This is a genomic window from Caballeronia sp. ATUFL_M2_KS44 (assembly GCF_023630965.1).
GTDB classification, from domain to species: Bacteria; Pseudomonadota; Gammaproteobacteria; order Burkholderiales; family Burkholderiaceae; genus Caballeronia; species Caballeronia concitans.
In genome coordinates, this window is sequence record NZ_JALQEA010000016.1 from 255,607 (window position 1) to 270,041 (window position 14,435).

General features: G+C 66.0%; 12 protein-coding genes. 6 read left to right on the forward strand and 6 right to left on the reverse strand.

Translation table 11 applies throughout. The annotated features are described in order from the left end of the window. Position 1 precedes the first annotated feature (1 nt). From NCR39_RS09560 to rluC, 3 genes are read right to left on the reverse strand one after another with little or no spacing between them, the layout of a single operon-like run. A complete protein-coding gene (locus tag NCR39_RS09560; RefSeq protein WP_250451963.1) occupies positions 2–397 on the reverse strand; it encodes a Rieske (2Fe-2S) protein in 396 nt (131 codons plus the stop codon). Continuing rightward, complete coding sequence (locus tag NCR39_RS09565; protein ID WP_087128187.1) at positions 394–1,053, reverse strand: HAD-IIIA family hydrolase; 660 nt, start codon at positions 1,051–1,053, stop codon at positions 394–396. Before NCR39_RS09565 ends, NCR39_RS09560 begins: the two co-directional genes overlap by 4 nt. After that, complete coding sequence (rluC, locus tag NCR39_RS09570) at positions 1,054–2,049, reverse strand: 23S rRNA pseudouridine(955/2504/2580) synthase RluC (RefSeq protein WP_250451964.1); 996 nt, start codon at positions 2,047–2,049, stop codon at positions 1,054–1,056. 892 nt (positions 2,050–2,941) lie between these two features. Between rluC and NCR39_RS09575 the strand changes: the two genes are divergently transcribed. From NCR39_RS09575 to NCR39_RS09600, 6 genes are all read left to right on the forward strand, one after another. Further along, on the forward strand, positions 2,942–6,352 hold the full coding sequence (locus NCR39_RS09575; protein WP_250451965.1) for an Rne/Rng family ribonuclease: 3,411 nt from the start codon (positions 2,942–2,944) through the stop codon (positions 6,350–6,352). 224 nt (positions 6,353–6,576) lie between these two features. Further along, positions 6,577–7,683 (forward strand): GTP 3',8-cyclase MoaA, encoded by a 1,107-nt coding sequence (gene moaA / locus NCR39_RS09580; protein WP_250451966.1) that lies wholly within the window; start codon positions 6,577–6,579, stop codon positions 7,681–7,683. A 14-nt stretch (positions 7,684–7,697) separates the two neighbouring features. Next, on the forward strand, positions 7,698–8,318 hold the full coding sequence (mobA, locus tag NCR39_RS09585) for a molybdenum cofactor guanylyltransferase MobA (RefSeq protein WP_502800195.1): 621 nt from the start codon (positions 7,698–7,700) through the stop codon (positions 8,316–8,318). A 109-nt stretch (positions 8,319–8,427) separates the two neighbouring features. Beyond that, positions 8,428–9,744 (forward strand): molybdopterin molybdotransferase MoeA, encoded by a 1,317-nt coding sequence (gene moeA / locus NCR39_RS09590; protein WP_250451967.1) that lies wholly within the window; start codon positions 8,428–8,430, stop codon positions 9,742–9,744. 69 nt (positions 9,745–9,813) lie between these two features. Continuing rightward, a complete protein-coding gene (locus tag NCR39_RS09595) occupies positions 9,814–10,089 on the forward strand; it encodes a hypothetical protein (protein ID WP_250451968.1) in 276 nt (91 codons plus the stop codon). A 56-nt stretch (positions 10,090–10,145) separates the two neighbouring features. Further along, positions 10,146–10,574 carry a GNAT family N-acetyltransferase gene (locus NCR39_RS09600; protein ID WP_250452047.1) on the forward strand — a complete coding sequence of 143 codons (429 nt, stop codon included), beginning with the start codon at positions 10,146–10,148 and terminating at the stop codon, positions 10,572–10,574. 7 nt (positions 10,575–10,581) lie between these two features. On the opposite strand, the gene NCR39_RS09605 is transcribed toward NCR39_RS09600, so the two are convergent. From NCR39_RS09605 to NCR39_RS09615, 3 genes are read right to left on the reverse strand one after another with little or no spacing between them, the layout of a single operon-like run. Next, positions 10,582–12,039 (reverse strand): DNA recombination protein RmuC, encoded by a 1,458-nt coding sequence (locus tag NCR39_RS09605; RefSeq protein ID WP_250451969.1) that lies wholly within the window; start codon positions 12,037–12,039, stop codon positions 10,582–10,584. After that, positions 12,036–13,016 carry a 2-hydroxyacid dehydrogenase gene (locus NCR39_RS09610; protein WP_250451970.1) on the reverse strand — a complete coding sequence of 327 codons (981 nt, stop codon included), beginning with the start codon at positions 13,014–13,016 and terminating at the stop codon, positions 12,036–12,038. The genes NCR39_RS09605 and NCR39_RS09610 overlap by 4 nt, the downstream gene beginning before the upstream one ends. 9 nt (positions 13,017–13,025) lie before the next feature. Next, positions 13,026–14,393: a sodium:proton antiporter gene (locus NCR39_RS09615; RefSeq protein WP_250452048.1), complete on the reverse strand. Its 1,368-nt coding sequence runs from the start codon at positions 14,391–14,393 to the stop codon at positions 13,026–13,028. Positions 14,394–14,435: the final 42 nt, after the last annotated feature.

A 14,435-nucleotide genomic window follows, 5' to 3' on the forward strand; every position in this document is an offset into this window, starting at 1 on the left:
GTCAGGCGGGGCGAAGCGTGTCGTCGGGTAGCCAGAAGACCGCGCGGCCTTCCGGCGTCTCGCGTTCCTCGACGTTCACGGGTCGAAGACGCCCGCCGCGGCACGGTCCGCCGACGCATTTGCCGGTGTCGGGCTCGTAGATGGCGCCGTGCGTCGCGCACATCAAATACAGGCCGGAGCTTTCGAAGAACTGGCCTTCGGCCCAGTCGAGTTCCATCGGCACGTGCGCGCAGCGGTTCAGGTAGCCGTAGGGCTTGCCGTCGTATCGCACGAAGAACACGACGGCCTCGCCGCTCGCTTCCTTCGCATCGACGCGCACGCCCGCGCCGCCGTCGACGAGTTCGCCCGATGCGCACACGCGCACCGCGTCCGCCGTTTCCCGCAATGGTTCGCTCATGCGTGCTCCCGCAGCCAGCCTGCCAGCGACGCGACGCTATCCGCGCAAAAACGCGGTTGCAGCGCCGTGAGCGAATCCGCCGGATGAGCACCGTACGCGACGCCCACGCCCGCCGCGCCCGCGTTGATGGCCATTTGAAGATCGTGCGTGGTGTCGCCGATCATCACCGTGCGCGACAAGTCTTGGCCGAGTTCGCGCGTCAGTTCGTGCAGCATCGCGGGATGCGGCTTCGAGAAGGTTTCGTCGGCGCAGCGCGTGCCGTCGAAAAGACTCGTCAGCCGCGACTGATCCAGCGCCCGGTTCAGCCCGACGCGGCTCTTGCCCGTCGCGACCGCCAGAAAATAGCCCTCGTCGCGCAATTCCTGCAGCAGTTCCCGCACGCCCTTGAACAGCTCGGTTTGCTGGCCCGTCGTCAGAAAATGGAAGCGATAACGCTCGGCGAGACGCGGATAGTCCTTCGGATCGAGCGTCGGCGCGCAAATCTGCAGCGCGTCTTTCAGCCCGAGGCCGATGACGTAGCTCGCGGATTCATCGGCGGGAACGGGCAGCCCCAGGTCGCGGCAGGCCGCCTGAATGCTGCGCGTGATGTGGACGGTGGAATCCATCAGCGTGCCGTCCCAGTCGAAAACGATCAGATCGAATTGCTGCCGCGCCATTTATGTCTCTCGGTTTTTGAGTTGTTCGATGAAGCGCCGGCACTCCGCCGGAAGCGGCGCTTCGAATTGCAGCGGCGCGCCCGTCGCCGGATGCGTGATTTTCAGGCGATACGCGTGCAAAAACATGCGCTTGAGCGAGGGTTTCGCGCTCGGCCGCGCCAGTTCCTTGTTCAGCGCGAAGTCGCCGTATTTGGCGTCGCCCGCGATCGGCAGGCCGATGCTCGCCATATGCACGCGAATCTGATGCGTGCGGCCGGTCTTCAGTTCGGCCTCGACCCACGCGTAATCCTCCCAGCGCTCGATCAGATTGAAGACCGTATGCGACGGCAGGCCGTTTTCCTGAATCCGCACGCGCCGCTCGCCGTCCGCCGCGACGTACTTGTGCAGCGGCGCTTTCACGATGCGCCGCCGTCCCCAATCGCTTTGCCATTCGCCGTGGCCGAGCGCGTAATAACGCTTGTCCACGCGATTTTCGCGGATCTGCTCGTGCAGATTCACGAGCGCGGCGCGTTTTTTCGCGAGCATCAGAATGCCCGACGTTTCCCGGTCCAGCCGATGCACCAGTTCGAGGAACTTCGCGTGCGGCCGCGCATTGCGCAATTGCTCGATGACGCCGAACGCCACGCCGCTGCCGCCGTGCACCGCGACGCCCGACGGTTTGTCGATGACGATCAGGTGGTCGTCTTCGAAAATGATCGGGAATTCGGCGGCGGGCGCATTCGACGACACCGGCGCTTCCTCGGCCTGCGCGACGCGAATGGGCGGCACGCGCACGAGATCGCCCAGTTCCAGCCGATACGCGGCATCGATCCGGCCCTTGTTCACGCGCACTTCGCCGCTGCGCAAAATGCGATAAATGTGGCTTTTCGGCACGCCTTTGCAGACGCGTAAAAGGAAGTTGTCGATGCGCTGCCCGGCGGCGTTTTCGTCGATTTCGATCATCGACACCTGCTCGCTTGCGACCGGTTTATGGGATGTTTTGCCTAACTCATTCATTCTGAATATAATTTGCGAGCAGCCTGAATGGGCTGCGGTGAATAAGAGCCGCAGCCGCGATTGATCAGACTGTACAGGCGCAAGCAATAAACCATCATTTTACTTGCGCCCAGGGCCGGTTGCTCACCCGGAAAATCGAGCGACGAGTTGCACGCACGGCGATATCACCGGCAGGGACGGAGCCCACAGGCGCGTTCGGTCGGGTCGATCGCCGACGGTAACGGATTTCTGGTCAAAAAGAATTTCATCGGCGAGAAGCGATTGGCGCCCGGCGTAGAACCGGACGCTCGCCCGATTCAGCCCTGCCATCGAGCATCGGGCGAAAACGGCACATCGCGGCTCGCCGGTTTGCGAACAACTGACGACGCAACTCGCTGCTGCGCTGATTCCGGCGAAGCGCGAGACGCTAGATAAGCGTCGCATCGAGGCGAGACACGGCAAGCCGCCGGGAGCACGTGAGCCCGCGGCCGCCGCGCGGCACGACCGCAATGACGAAGAACGGTAACCAGGCATCGCGCCGGTTCGCGCGACACTGCCTGAAGCCCGCTCTTCGCGTCGCGATCGCCGTCGGGAGGACAAGGCTCTGCTTGAAGAGCGCAGCGGGTTCGGCGCGTCTATTCTGAGACGCGGAATCCCGGCGCCGCCGTTCATCCTCACGCGGGCCGCATCGCCCTCGGCGCCTCGGTTGTCGCATGTGCCCCATGGCTTCGCCGCCGCTTTCGCGCCGAAGCCAGCTTTCGGCAATTCTCCCGCCAGAAGTTCCGCTCCAGCGTGCTTTGTGACAACACACAAGAAGCGTGGCATGCCCGCCCTCCCGCTTCGCGCGCCCGATGTCGACTCACGGCGGCGATTCGCAAGACGAGGGACGGCAGAGCTGCTCTGGAGCCGTTCAATGAAACGCATGCTGTTTAATGCGACGCAGCAGGAAGAACTCCGCGTCGCCATCGTCGATGGGCAGAAGCTCATCGATATCGACATCGAAACCGCCGGGCGCGAACAGCGCAAAGGCAACATCTACAAGGGAGTCGTCACCCGCATCGAGCCGTCGCTCGAAGCCTGCTTCGTCAACTACGGCGAAGACCGCCACGGCTTTCTGCCGTTCAAGGAAGTCGCCCGCCAGTATTTCCGCGACGGCGTCGAGATGCGCTCCGCGCGCATCCAGGACGCGCTGCGCGAAGGCCAGGAACTCATCGTCCAGGTCGAAAAGGAAGAGCGCGGCAACAAGGGCGCGGCGCTGACCACGTTCATCTCGCTGGCCGGCCGTTACCTCGTGCTGATGCCGAACAACCCGCGCGGCGGCGGCGTGTCGCGCCGGATCGAAGGCGACGAGCGGCAGGAACTGCGCGAAACCATGGCGCAGCTCGAACTGCCGGAAGGCATGAGCATCATCGCGCGCACGGCGGGTATCGGCCGTTCGGCGGAAGAGCTTCAGTGGGACCTGAACTACCTGATGCAACTCTGGCGCGCGATCGAAGCCGCGTCGCAGAGCGGCGTCGCCGGCCAGCCGATGCTCATTTATCTCGAATCGAGCCTCGTCATCCGCGCGATTCGCGACTACTTCCAGCCGGATATCGGCGAAATCCTCATCGACACGACCGAAATCCATGATCAGGCGCGCGCCTTCATGGATATCGTGATGCCCGACAACCTCTCGAAGGTGAAGCGCTATCACGACGACGTGCCGCTCTTCTCGCGCTTCCAGATCGAGCATCAGATCGAAACCGCGTACTCGCGCACGGTGCCGCTGCCGTCGGGCGGCGCGATCGTGATCGATCACACCGAGGCGCTCGTCGCCATCGACGTGAACTCGGCGCGCGCGACCAAGGGCGCGGATATCGAGGAAACCGCCACGCGCACCAACCTCGAAGCCGCCGACGAAGTCGCGCGCCAGTTGCGTCTGCGCGATCTGGGCGGGCTGATCGTGATCGATTTCATCGACATGGAATCGGCCAAGAGCCAGCGCGAAGTCGAGCAGCGTCTGAAAGACGCGCTGAAGCACGATCGCGCGCGCGTGCAGATGGGCAAGATTTCGCGTTTCGGTTTGATGGAGCTGTCGCGTCAGCGTCTGCGTCCGGCGCTCTCCGAAGGCAGCCACGTGACGTGCCCGCGCTGTAACGGAACGGGCCATATCCGCGATACCGAATCGTCCGCGCTGCAAGTGCTGCGGATCATTCAGGAAGAAGCGATGAAGGAAAACACCGCGGCGATCCATTGCCAGGTGCCGGTCGAGGTGACCGCCTTCCTGCTGAACGAAAAGCGCTCGGAGATCAACAAGATCGAGTCGCGCTTCAAGGTCAATGTCGTTCTGATTCCGAACAAGCATCTCGAAACGCCGCACTACAAGCTGGAACGTCTGCGTCACGACGATGCACGCCTCGACGATCCGCGCGCATCGTGGAAGATGGCCGTCGAAGCGGCGAGCGAACTGGAATCGGAGACCGGTTACAGCAAGCGCACCGAAGAAGTGAAGCCGAAGCAGGAAGCGGCGGTCAAGGGCATCACGCCCGAAAAGCCGGCGCCGAGCGCGCCGGTGAAGCCCGCGCCGGTCGAGGCCGCGCCCGCACCGGCACCGGCTCCGGTGGCTGCGAGCGGCGGTTTCATCGCGTGGATCAAGAATCTGTTCGGCATTCAGCCGGAAGTGAAACCGGCTCCGGCGCCCGTCGAGGCACAGCCGGCGGCGCGTCCGCAACGCGAGCGCACCGAACGCACGGAACGTGGCGAGCGCGCGGGCGGTGGCGATCGCAGTCGCAATCGTCGTGGTGGCGCAGGGCGTGAAGGCGCGGCGGCAGGTGCTGCCGGTGCTGCGACCGGCGGTAACGGTGCGGGTCGTCAGGGCGCGCGTCGTGAAGATCGCGAGGCGCGTGGCGGCCGCGAAGGTCGTGAACTGCGCGAAGTGCGTGAGCCGCGTGAAGCACGTGAACCGCGTGAAGCTCGCGAGCCGCGTGAAACCCGTGAACCGCGCGAAGCACGTGAACAGCGTGAGGCTCGCGAACCGCGTGAAGCACGCGAGCCGCGCGAAGGCCGTGAGCCGCGTGAGGCACGCGAACGCAACCAGGATCGCAACGCCGAGCGCGCGCCGCGTCCGGAACGTGCGGAACGCGGTGAGCGCGTCGAGCGTCCGGAGCGTGCCGAGCGCCCAGAACGTGCAGAACGTTCGGAACGCGCCGAGCGTCCGGAACGCGGCGAACGCCGCAAGCAGCCGCAACCCGACGCAGCCGTCGAGGCGCTGACGGCAGCGGAGCCGGTTGAGTCCGATATCGTCGACGCAGCGCAGCTCAACGCCGATGCCGAGCAGCAAGGTTTCGACGCCGCTTCCGCCGATCAGGCCGCCGCGCGCGATGGCGAAGAGCGCCGTCGTCGCCGCCGTGGCCGTCGTGGTGGCCGGCGCGATCGCGAGGAAGAAGGCATCACGGTGAATCACGCCGCGGATGTCGCCGAAGCGGAAGGCGCAGCCGACAGCATGTCCGCGCAAGCCGGCGTGTTCGACACCGAAGCCGACCAGGAAGCCGCCGCACGCCGCGAACCGCGCCCCGCCGCTGCGGAGCAGCCGGCAGCCGCCGAAAGCGACGTGAAGCCGGTGGAATCCGCGCCGGTCATGGCAGAAGTTCCGCCCGCGCAAGCCGAGCCGCTGGAAGCCAAGGTTGAACCCAAGGTCGAAGCGAAGCCGGAGTCGGTGGAAACGCCGCAGGCAGCCGCGCCGACGCCGGATATCTTCGCGAAGCCCGCACCCGCGGCGCCGGTCGAGAATCCGTTCGGCCCGACGCCGAAGGTCGCCGAAACGAAGATGGCCGATCCGTTCGCGCCCGCCCCGGCGGAAGCGTCGAAGCCGGCTCAGACGGCCGACGAAGTCGAAGCGGCGGAACTGTCCGCGCCGCTGAAGCCCGCGGCGATCGCCAGCACGCCGGAAGCAACCTCCGTCGAGCCGATCAAGTCGGCCGAACCGGTCGCAACGGCCAGCACGGAGCCGCTCGCGATCGAGTCCGAGCCGGTGAAGACCGAAGCGGTCGCGTCGACGCCGGAAGCAACGGCGGTATCGGCGGTATCGGCGGTATCGGTGGAAAAGCCGGCATCGACGGTGACGACGACGGCAAAGGCATCGTCGACGGGAACGGACTCGCTCAAGCCGATGCTCGAAACCGCCGGCCTCGTCTGGGTCAACACCGACGCCGACAAGCTGCGCGAAGCCAGCGACGCCGCCGCGCGTGAGCCGCAGCCGGCGCGCGTGCCGCGCGAGCGCAAGCCGCTTCCGCCGGCCGACACCGCGCCGATGCAGCAAGTCGAAACCGCGAAGAACGAGCATTGAGCGGTATCGCGTAGACATGTGGCCGGCAAGTCCGGCTGCATGGGAAGTAACCGAAAACGCCATCGATTCCGGTCGATGGCGTTTTTTTTCGCCCGGCGCAATGAAACGTAGTGGAAAGCCCGAGCCGCCGCGCCACGGACGACGCCGACTTGTCTGACGCGCTTCCGCTAAAATGGGACGATTCAGCATTGTCCGAACCGAGTCCAACGCCTCGCCAACGCCCTATGTCCCGACGCATCATCCCCTTAGCCGATGTCAGCGCGATTCCGGATTTCTCCGGCGGCGTGTCGTCGCCATCCGGGCTGCTGACGGACACGCTCGCGCGCCCGTTGCGCGACCTGCGCATTTCGGTGACGGACCGCTGCAACTTCCGCTGCGTCTACTGCATGCCGCGCGAAGTCTTCGACAAGAACTATCAGTTCCTTCCGCATTCCGCGCTGCTCTCGTTCGAGGAAATCGAGCGGCTCGCGCGTGTGTTCGTCGCGCATGGCGTCGAAAAAATCCGGCTGACGGGCGGCGAGCCGCTTTTGCGCAAGAACATCGAATTCCTGATCGAGCGCCTCGCGTTGCTGCGCACGCCCGAAGGCCGCCCGCTCGATGTCACGCTGACCACCAACGGATCGCTGCTCGCGCGCAAGGCGCAATCGCTGAAGGATGCCGGCCTGACGCGCGTCACCGTCAGTCTCGACGCCCTCGACGATGCGTTATTTCGCCGCATGAACGACGCCGATTTCGCCGTCGCCGACGTGCTCGACGGCATCGCCGCCGCGCAAGCCGTGGGGCTATCGCCGGTCAAGGTCAACATGGTCGTCAAGCGCGGCACGAATGACGAGGAAATCGTGCCGATGGCGCGTCACTTCAAGGGAAGCGGCGCGGTCCTGCGGTTCATCGAATACATGGATGTCGGCGCGTCGAACGGCTGGAACATGAGCGAAGTGCTGCCGTCGGCGCAAGTCGTCGAGCGGATCTCGGAATACTTCCCGCTCGCGCCGCTCGAAGCGCACACCGCCGCCGAGACCGCGCAGCGCTGGGGCTATCGCGACGGCAGCGGCGAAATCGGCGTCATTTCCAGCGTCACGCGCGCGTTTTGCGGCACCTGCACGCGCGCGCGGCTTTCCACCGAAGGCAAGCTCTATCTCTGCCTTTTCGCGACGGCCGGCCACGACTTGCGCGGACTCATCCGCGGCGGCGCGAGCGATGAAGCCGTCGCGACGGCCATCGCGCGAATCTGGGAAGCGCGCGGCGACCGCTATTCGCAATTGCGCGGCAGCGCGTCGGCGGTTTCGCGCGAAGACGGGCCGCGCGTGGAAATGTCGTACATCGGCGGCTGACGGACGCGTCGCTCGTGGCCGTCCCCGCTTCTCCCTCCAATATCACCGGGCTCGTGCTCGCGGGCGGACGCGGCTCGCGCATGGGCGGCGTCGACAAGGGCATGCAGCCTTATCGCGGCGAGCCGCTTGCTCTCCACGTACTGCGCGGGCTTCAACCGCAAGTCGGCGCGATGCTCGTCAGCGCCAACCGCAACGCCGAAGCCTACGCGCAACTGGCCGCGCCGTTCGGCGCACGCGTCATCGCGGATGCGCTCGCCGATTATCCCGGCCCGCTCGCGGGCATCGCGGCCGGCCTGCGCGCCGCGCAGACGCCGTTCGTGCTGACCGCGCCGTGCGACGCCCCGTTCGTCGATGCGCGGCTCGGCGTCCTGCTGGCGCACGCGCTCGACGAAGCGCAAGCCGACATCGCCTATGCCGCGACGACGGAGACTTCGGGCGAGCGCATGCCGCATCCGGTGTTCGCGCTCGTGCGGGCGTCGCTCGCGGACGATCTCGACGCCTGGCTCGCGTCCGGCGAGCGCAAAGTGCGCGCGTGGTACGAACGCCACAAGGCGGTGCAAGTGCCTTTTGACGATGATCGTGCGTTTTACAATATCAATGATTTGCGCCAGCTAGCCGAGCTGGAGCGCCGGTAACCGAAGCATCGGTCGCGCTCAGCCGCTCGCGCCAGCCGCCCGGCGCGCTGTCGTCACACGGCCTCGCGGCCATTCCTCGCTCGGCGTTCGTCGCGCCTCACTCCGATTCATGACCACGTTGAAGCCACTCTCCGGTTGCGTCGCCCACTACGATCCCAACGCGTTGCCCGTCGAAGCGGCGCGGGAAATCGTGCGTCAATGGGCGATGCCGCGAGAGCACGAAGCGCGCATGGAACGCGTCGGCCTGTTCGACGCGCTCAACCGCGTGCTCGCGGAAGACGTGATTTCGCCCATCGACGTGCCCGCCTTCGACAACTCCGCCATGGACGGCTACGCGTTCGCCGGCGGGTCGCTCGCATCCGCGCTCGCATCGGCGCGCGAAACGGTGGAGCTGAACGTGGCGGGCACCGCGTTCGCCGGCCAGCCGTTCACGGCGCAAGCCGATGCCGGCCAGTGCGTGCGCATCATGACGGGCGCGCTGATGCCGCCCGGCTGCGATACCGTCATCCCGCAGGAACTCGCGATGCGCGACGGCGACGCCGTCCGCTTCCCCGCCACCGCCGTGCGCGCAGGCCAAAACCGGCGGCTTTCGGGCGAGGATCTCGCGCGCGGAAAGCCAGCGTTGCGCGCGGGACGCATCGTGCGCGCGTCGGATCTGGGGCTGCTCGCGTCGCTCGGCATCGCGGACGTGGCGGTGCGAAAGCGCATCGTCGTCGCATTCTTTTCGACGGGCGATGAACTGCGCTCCATCGGCGAACCGCTGACGCCGGGCAGCCTCTACGACAGCAACCGCTACACGCTCTTCGCGATGCTGCGCCGGCTCGGCGTCGAAACCGTCGATCTCGGCATCGTCCGCGACGACCGCGCATCGCTCGAAAACGCGCTGCGCCGGGCGACGGAAGCGGCGGACGTGGTCATCAGTTCGGGCGGCGTGTCGGTCGGCGATGCCGACTTCACGCGCGAACTGATGAATTCGCTCGGCGACGTCGCGTTCTGGAAGATCGCGATGCGCCCGGGCCGGCCGCTCGCGTTCGGCCGCCTCTGGTCGGGCGAGCGCGCGGGCGCGGGCAAATCCGCCCTGTTCTTCGGACTGCCGGGCAATCCCGTCGCGGTCATGGCGACGTTCTACTTCATCGTGCGCGAGGCGCTTCTCGCGATGTCCGGCGCGGCGCCGCACACGCTCGTGACCGTTCGCGCGCACGCCGGCGAGCGGATCAAGAAACGCGCGGGCCGCACCGAGTTCCAGCGCGGCAGCGCCACGCGCGACGACGCAGGCCAATGGCGCGTCGTCACGACCGGTCCGCAAGGCTCGGGCGTGCTGAGTTCGATGAGCGACGCGAACTGCTTCATCGTGCTCGAACACGCGCGCGAGAACGTCGAACCCGGCGACGAAGTGGACATCGTTCCCTTCGATGGCCTCATCTGACGGCGGCCAAGACAGGCACGCGCCGCCGCGGCAACCACTCCAATCATCGACAGACGGGGTTTTCCTTCCATGAAAAAGCAGATTTCATTCATCGCGCCGGGGCAGACCGCGAAGGCGCTGATCCTCGTGTATCTCACGTTCAGCGTGCCGATCGTGCTGCTGGGCGTGGTGGTCGCCTTCGTGCGATACGGCTCCGTCGAAGTCTCCACGGTCACGAGCGCGCTGCTCCTGAACGCAATTCTCGGCTTCGTGCTGCTGTGGATCGCGTGCCATGCGTACAACTGGGTGGCGTCGCGTTTCGGCGGCATCGAGATCGTGCTGTCCGACGCGCCGGAGGAAGCGTGAGCGCCGCGTCCGTTCGTGCCGCCACGCCCGCCGATGTCGGCGCGATCTTCGCGTTGATGTACGAGCTGGCCGAATTCGAGAAGCTCACGCATCTTTTCGTCGCGACCGAAAGCGCCCTGCACGATGCGCTCTTCGGCGCGCGGCCCGCGGCGGAAGCGCTGGTCGCGGAACACGCGGGCGAGATCGTCGGCTATGCGCTCTTCTTCCACAACTTTTCGACATTCCTCGCGAGGCGCGGCCTGTATCTCGAAGACCTGTACGTGCGCCCGGCGATGCGCGGCAGCGGCCTCGGCACCATGCTCCTGAAGAAGCTGGCCGCGCTCGCGGTCGAACGCCAGTGCGGACGATTCGAATGGTCGGTGCTCGACTGGAACCAGAACGCGATCGACTTCTACGAGAAGATGGGCGCGACGGTGCTGCCGGACTGGCGCGTGGTGCGCGTGACGGGCGATTCGCTCGACCGCCTCGCCAACCACGCCGCCTGACGGTTCATCACAGTTCGTCGTCGCTTTCGGGCGACGACGCATCCCCGAGCAATCCCGCCGCCTGTTCATGCGGCAACGCCTCGACGTCGCGCAGGCGCTTGCCCATCTGACGCGTGCGCGTCTGCGCCGCCTCGATGGATCGCGTGACGGTTTCGAGCTGCGCCTTCGTTCGCGCGAGCACGTCGCCGAACTTGCCGAACTCCGTCTTCACCGCGCCGAGCACCTGCCACACCTCGCTCGACCGCTTCTCGATGGCGAGCGTCCTGAAACCCATCTGCAGGCTGTTGAGCAGCGCGGTGAGCGTTGTCGGTCCGGCCACGCTCACGCGATATTCACGCTGCAGGAAGTCGCTCAGGCCCGGACGACGCAGCACTTCCGCGTACAGTCCCTCGGTCGGCAGAAAGAGCAACGCGAAGTCGGTGGTATGCGGCGGCGCGACGTATTTCTGCGCGATGGCTTTCGCCTCGGCGCGCAAACGCCCTTCCAGCGCACGCGATGCGTCTTCCACCGCGACCGGGTCCGCGCGCTCTTGCGCATCGATGAGCCGCTCGTAGTCCTCGCGCGGAAACTTCGCGTCGATGGGCAACCACACGGGCGTGGCGACATCGCCCGATGAACCGGCGACGCCCGGCGCGTCGTGCCGCCCCGGCAGCTTGATCGCGAACTCCACGCGCTCGCTGCTCTTCGGAATGGTCGCGACGTTCTTCGCGTATTGGTCCGGCGTGAGCAATTGCTCCAGCAGCGATTCGAGCTGCACTTCGCCCCAAATGCCGCGCGTCTTGACGTTGGTGAGCACCTTCTTCAGATCGCCGACACCCGCCGCCAGCGATTGCATCTCGCCCAACCCGCGATGCACCTGCTCCAGCCTCTCGGACACCAGCCTGAACGATTCGCCGAGCCGCTGCTCCAGCGTGGCGTGCAGCTTTTCGTCGACGGTGCGGCGCATTTCCTCGAGCTTTGCGGCGTTGTTCGCTTCGATGTCCTTGAGACGCGCTTCGAGCGTCGCGCGCACTTCGGCAAGCCGACGGTCGTTGGTCTCGGACAGTTGCGCGAGATGCAGCGTCATCGAATCCGCGAAGCGCTTCAGCGCGTTGCCCTGATCCTCGCGCGCCTGCTGGCTTTGCTGCGCGAGTTGCTGCGCGAGCGCGTCGAACTGCGCGTTCTGCACGCTCGACGTGCTGGCGAGTTGTGTCGAAAGCGTCTGATGAAATTGCGCGAAGCCGCCCTGCGATTCCATCCGCGACACGCGCGCGCTCTCCGCGATATCGCCGCGCAAGCCGCGTTCGAGCCGCTCCTGCGCGCGCGCGTGCGCTTCGCCCATGTCGTTCACGCGATCGGTGAGCGCCGCGAATTCCTCTTCGAGATCGACGTTCGATCCGCGCCGCATCGTCGAGAGCAGCGCGAACAGCACGATGACTAACGCGACCGCGAGCACCGCGACCGCGCCGTACAGCAGTTCGATCATTTCGCGAGCACGCCAGGGTTGATGGGATTCGGCGGATTGCCGGCGCGCGGTCCTTCGCCGAGCGCGGCGATCAGGTTGTCGGCGGCGAGGTTCGCCATCGCGCGGCGCGTGGATTCGGTCGCGCTCGCGATGTGCGGCGTCAGCACGACGTTTTCCAGCGCCAGGAAACCGGGGTTCAGGTTCGGCTCGCCTTCGAACACATCGAGGCCCGCCGCCGCGATGCGCTTTTCGCGCAGCGCCGCGATCAACGCGGCGTCATCGACGATTCCGCCGCGCGCGATGTTCGTCAGCGTCGCCGTCGGCTTCATCAGCGCGAGTTCGGCCGCGCCGATCGTATGGTGGCTTTCCTTCGAGTACGGCACCACGAGCACGACATGGTCCGCGCGCTTGAGCAAGTCTTCCTTCGACGCGTACTCCGCGTTCAGTTCGGCCTCGATCTCCGGCGCGACGCGCGAGCGGTTGTGATAAATCACGCGCATGTTGAAGCCGCTCGCCCGCCGCGCGAGCGCCTGACCGATGCGTCCCATGCCGATCACGCCGAGCGTCGAGCCGTACACATCGGCGCCGAGGAAGGAGTCGAACGACCACTTTTGCCATTTGCCCGCGCGCAGAAAGTGCTCCGACTCGGTCACGCGGCGCGCGGCCGCCATCATCAGCGCCCAGCCGAAATCGGCGGTGCTTTCGTTCAGCACGTTCGGCGTGTTGGTGCCGAGCACCTTGTGCGCGTCGAATGCCTGCATGTCGAAGTTGTTGTAGCCGACCGCCATGTTCGCGACGACTTTCAGGTTCGGCGCGCCCGCCAGTTCCTTCTCGCCGACCATCTCGCCCGCCGTGAACGCGCCGTCCTTGTCGGCGAGACGCCGCGCGAACTCGTCTTGAGGGAGCACGTCGCCCGGGTTCAGATCGACTTCGAAATGCTGCTTTAGGCGCTCGATCACATCGGGAAAAGTGGGACGTGCGACAAGTACCTTCTTCATCGATTGCTCCTAGAAAAAAAGCCAGCCGGAAACAGCGAAAAGCGGCAACAGGACGACGCACGACCAGCCCATATAGCCGAAGAAACCCGGCATGCGGATGCCGCGCGATTCCGCGATCGCCTTCACCATGAAATTCGGCGCATTGCCGATATACGTGTTCGCGCCCATGAATACCGCGCCCGCTGAGATGGCGGCGAGCGTCGTCGCGCCGGTGGTCATCAACGTCTGTGCATCACCGCCCGCGAGATTGAAGAACACGAGATAGGTCGGCGCGTTGTCGAGAAACGAGGACAAGAGGCCGGTCGCCCAGAAATACGCGAGATCGACCGGCTTGCCGTTCGCATCCGATACCGCGTGCACGATGCCCGCGAACGCGCCCGCCTCGCCCGCGCGCAGGATCGTGATGACCGGCGCGATAGTCACGAAGATGGCCGCGAAGAGCTTGGCGACTTCCTGGATCGGCGCCCAGCCGAATGCGTTGCCCGCGCGCGCGCTCTTCGGCGTGAGCGCGAGCGATGCGAACAGCACGATCACGAGCGCCGCGTCCCGCACGATGTTCTGCAGCGCGACGTGCGTCCCGAACACGCTGAACTCGATTCCGGGCTTCCAGAGGCCGCTCATCAGCACGAGCGCGACGATTGCCGCAAGCAGCGCGAAGTTGATCTTGCCGTCGATGCCCAGGCCATGCGTGTCCGGCGTCGGATCGAGAAAGGCGGATCGCGCTTCTTCTTTCCTGCGCCAGTAGTAGCGGTCGATCACATAGAACAGCGCGAGCAGGATGCCGCAGATGAAGAGCATCGGCAGCGCGAGATGCAGCGTGGTCCAGAAGAACCCGACGCCGTTCAGAAAGCCGAGAAAGAGCGGCGGGTCGCCGAGCGGCGACAGCGAACCGCCCGCGTTCGCCACCAGAAAAATGAAGAACACGACGACATGCACGACGTGCTTGCGGTTGTCGTTCGCGCGCAAGAGCGGGCGGATGAGCAGCATGGCCGCGCCCGTCGTTCCCATGATGCTGGCGAGCGCGGTGCCGAGTGCCAAAAGCGCCGTGTTGACGGCAGGCGAGCCGTGCAGATTGCCGCGCACGCAGATGCCGCCCGCCACCGTGTAAAGCGACGCCAGCAGGACGATGAACGGCACGTACTCTTCGAGCATGGCGTGGACGAGCACGCCGAACGCCGCGCCTGCGCCGAACGCGGCGGCGAACGGCGCGAGCAGCGCAAGCGCCCACGCCGCCGCGATCTTGCCGAAATGGTGATGCCACAGCCGATGCGCGACGAGCGGCAACACCGCGATGGAAAGCAGGATGCCGACGAACGGAATGCCCCACGCCGCGGACAGCGATGCGCCATCGAGCGTGGCGGCCGTTGCATCGGACATCGCGAAAAGCGGCGGCAGGAAGCCGAAAACGAAACGCCGCAC

Coding starts and splice junctions, on each gene's coding strand:
- NCR39_RS09560 (WP_250451963.1), bottom strand. CDS start 397: ATGAGCGAACCATTGCGGGAAACGGCGGACGCGGTGCGCGTGTGCGCA.
- NCR39_RS09565 (WP_087128187.1), bottom strand. CDS start 1,053: ATGGCGCGGCAGCAATTCGATCTGATCGTTTTCGACTGGGACGGCACG.
- rluC (WP_250451964.1), bottom strand. CDS start 2,049: ATGAATGAGTTAGGCAAAACATCCCATAAACCGGTCGCAAGCGAGCAG.
- NCR39_RS09575 (WP_250451965.1), top strand. CDS start 2,942: ATGAAACGCATGCTGTTTAATGCGACGCAGCAGGAAGAACTCCGCGTC.
- moaA (WP_250451966.1), top strand. CDS start 6,577: ATGTCCCGACGCATCATCCCCTTAGCCGATGTCAGCGCGATTCCGGAT.
- moeA (WP_250451967.1), top strand. CDS start 8,428: ATGACCACGTTGAAGCCACTCTCCGGTTGCGTCGCCCACTACGATCCC.
- NCR39_RS09595 (WP_250451968.1), top strand. CDS start 9,814: ATGAAAAAGCAGATTTCATTCATCGCGCCGGGGCAGACCGCGAAGGCG.
- NCR39_RS09600 (WP_250452047.1), top strand. CDS start 10,146: ATGTACGAGCTGGCCGAATTCGAGAAGCTCACGCATCTTTTCGTCGCG.
- NCR39_RS09605 (WP_250451969.1), bottom strand. CDS start 12,039: ATGATCGAACTGCTGTACGGCGCGGTCGCGGTGCTCGCGGTCGCGTTA.
- NCR39_RS09610 (WP_250451970.1), bottom strand. CDS start 13,016: ATGAAGAAGGTACTTGTCGCACGTCCCACTTTTCCCGATGTGATCGAG.
- NCR39_RS09615 (WP_250452048.1), bottom strand. CDS start 14,393: ATGTCCGATGCAACGGCCGCCACGCTCGATGGCGCATCGCTGTCCGCG.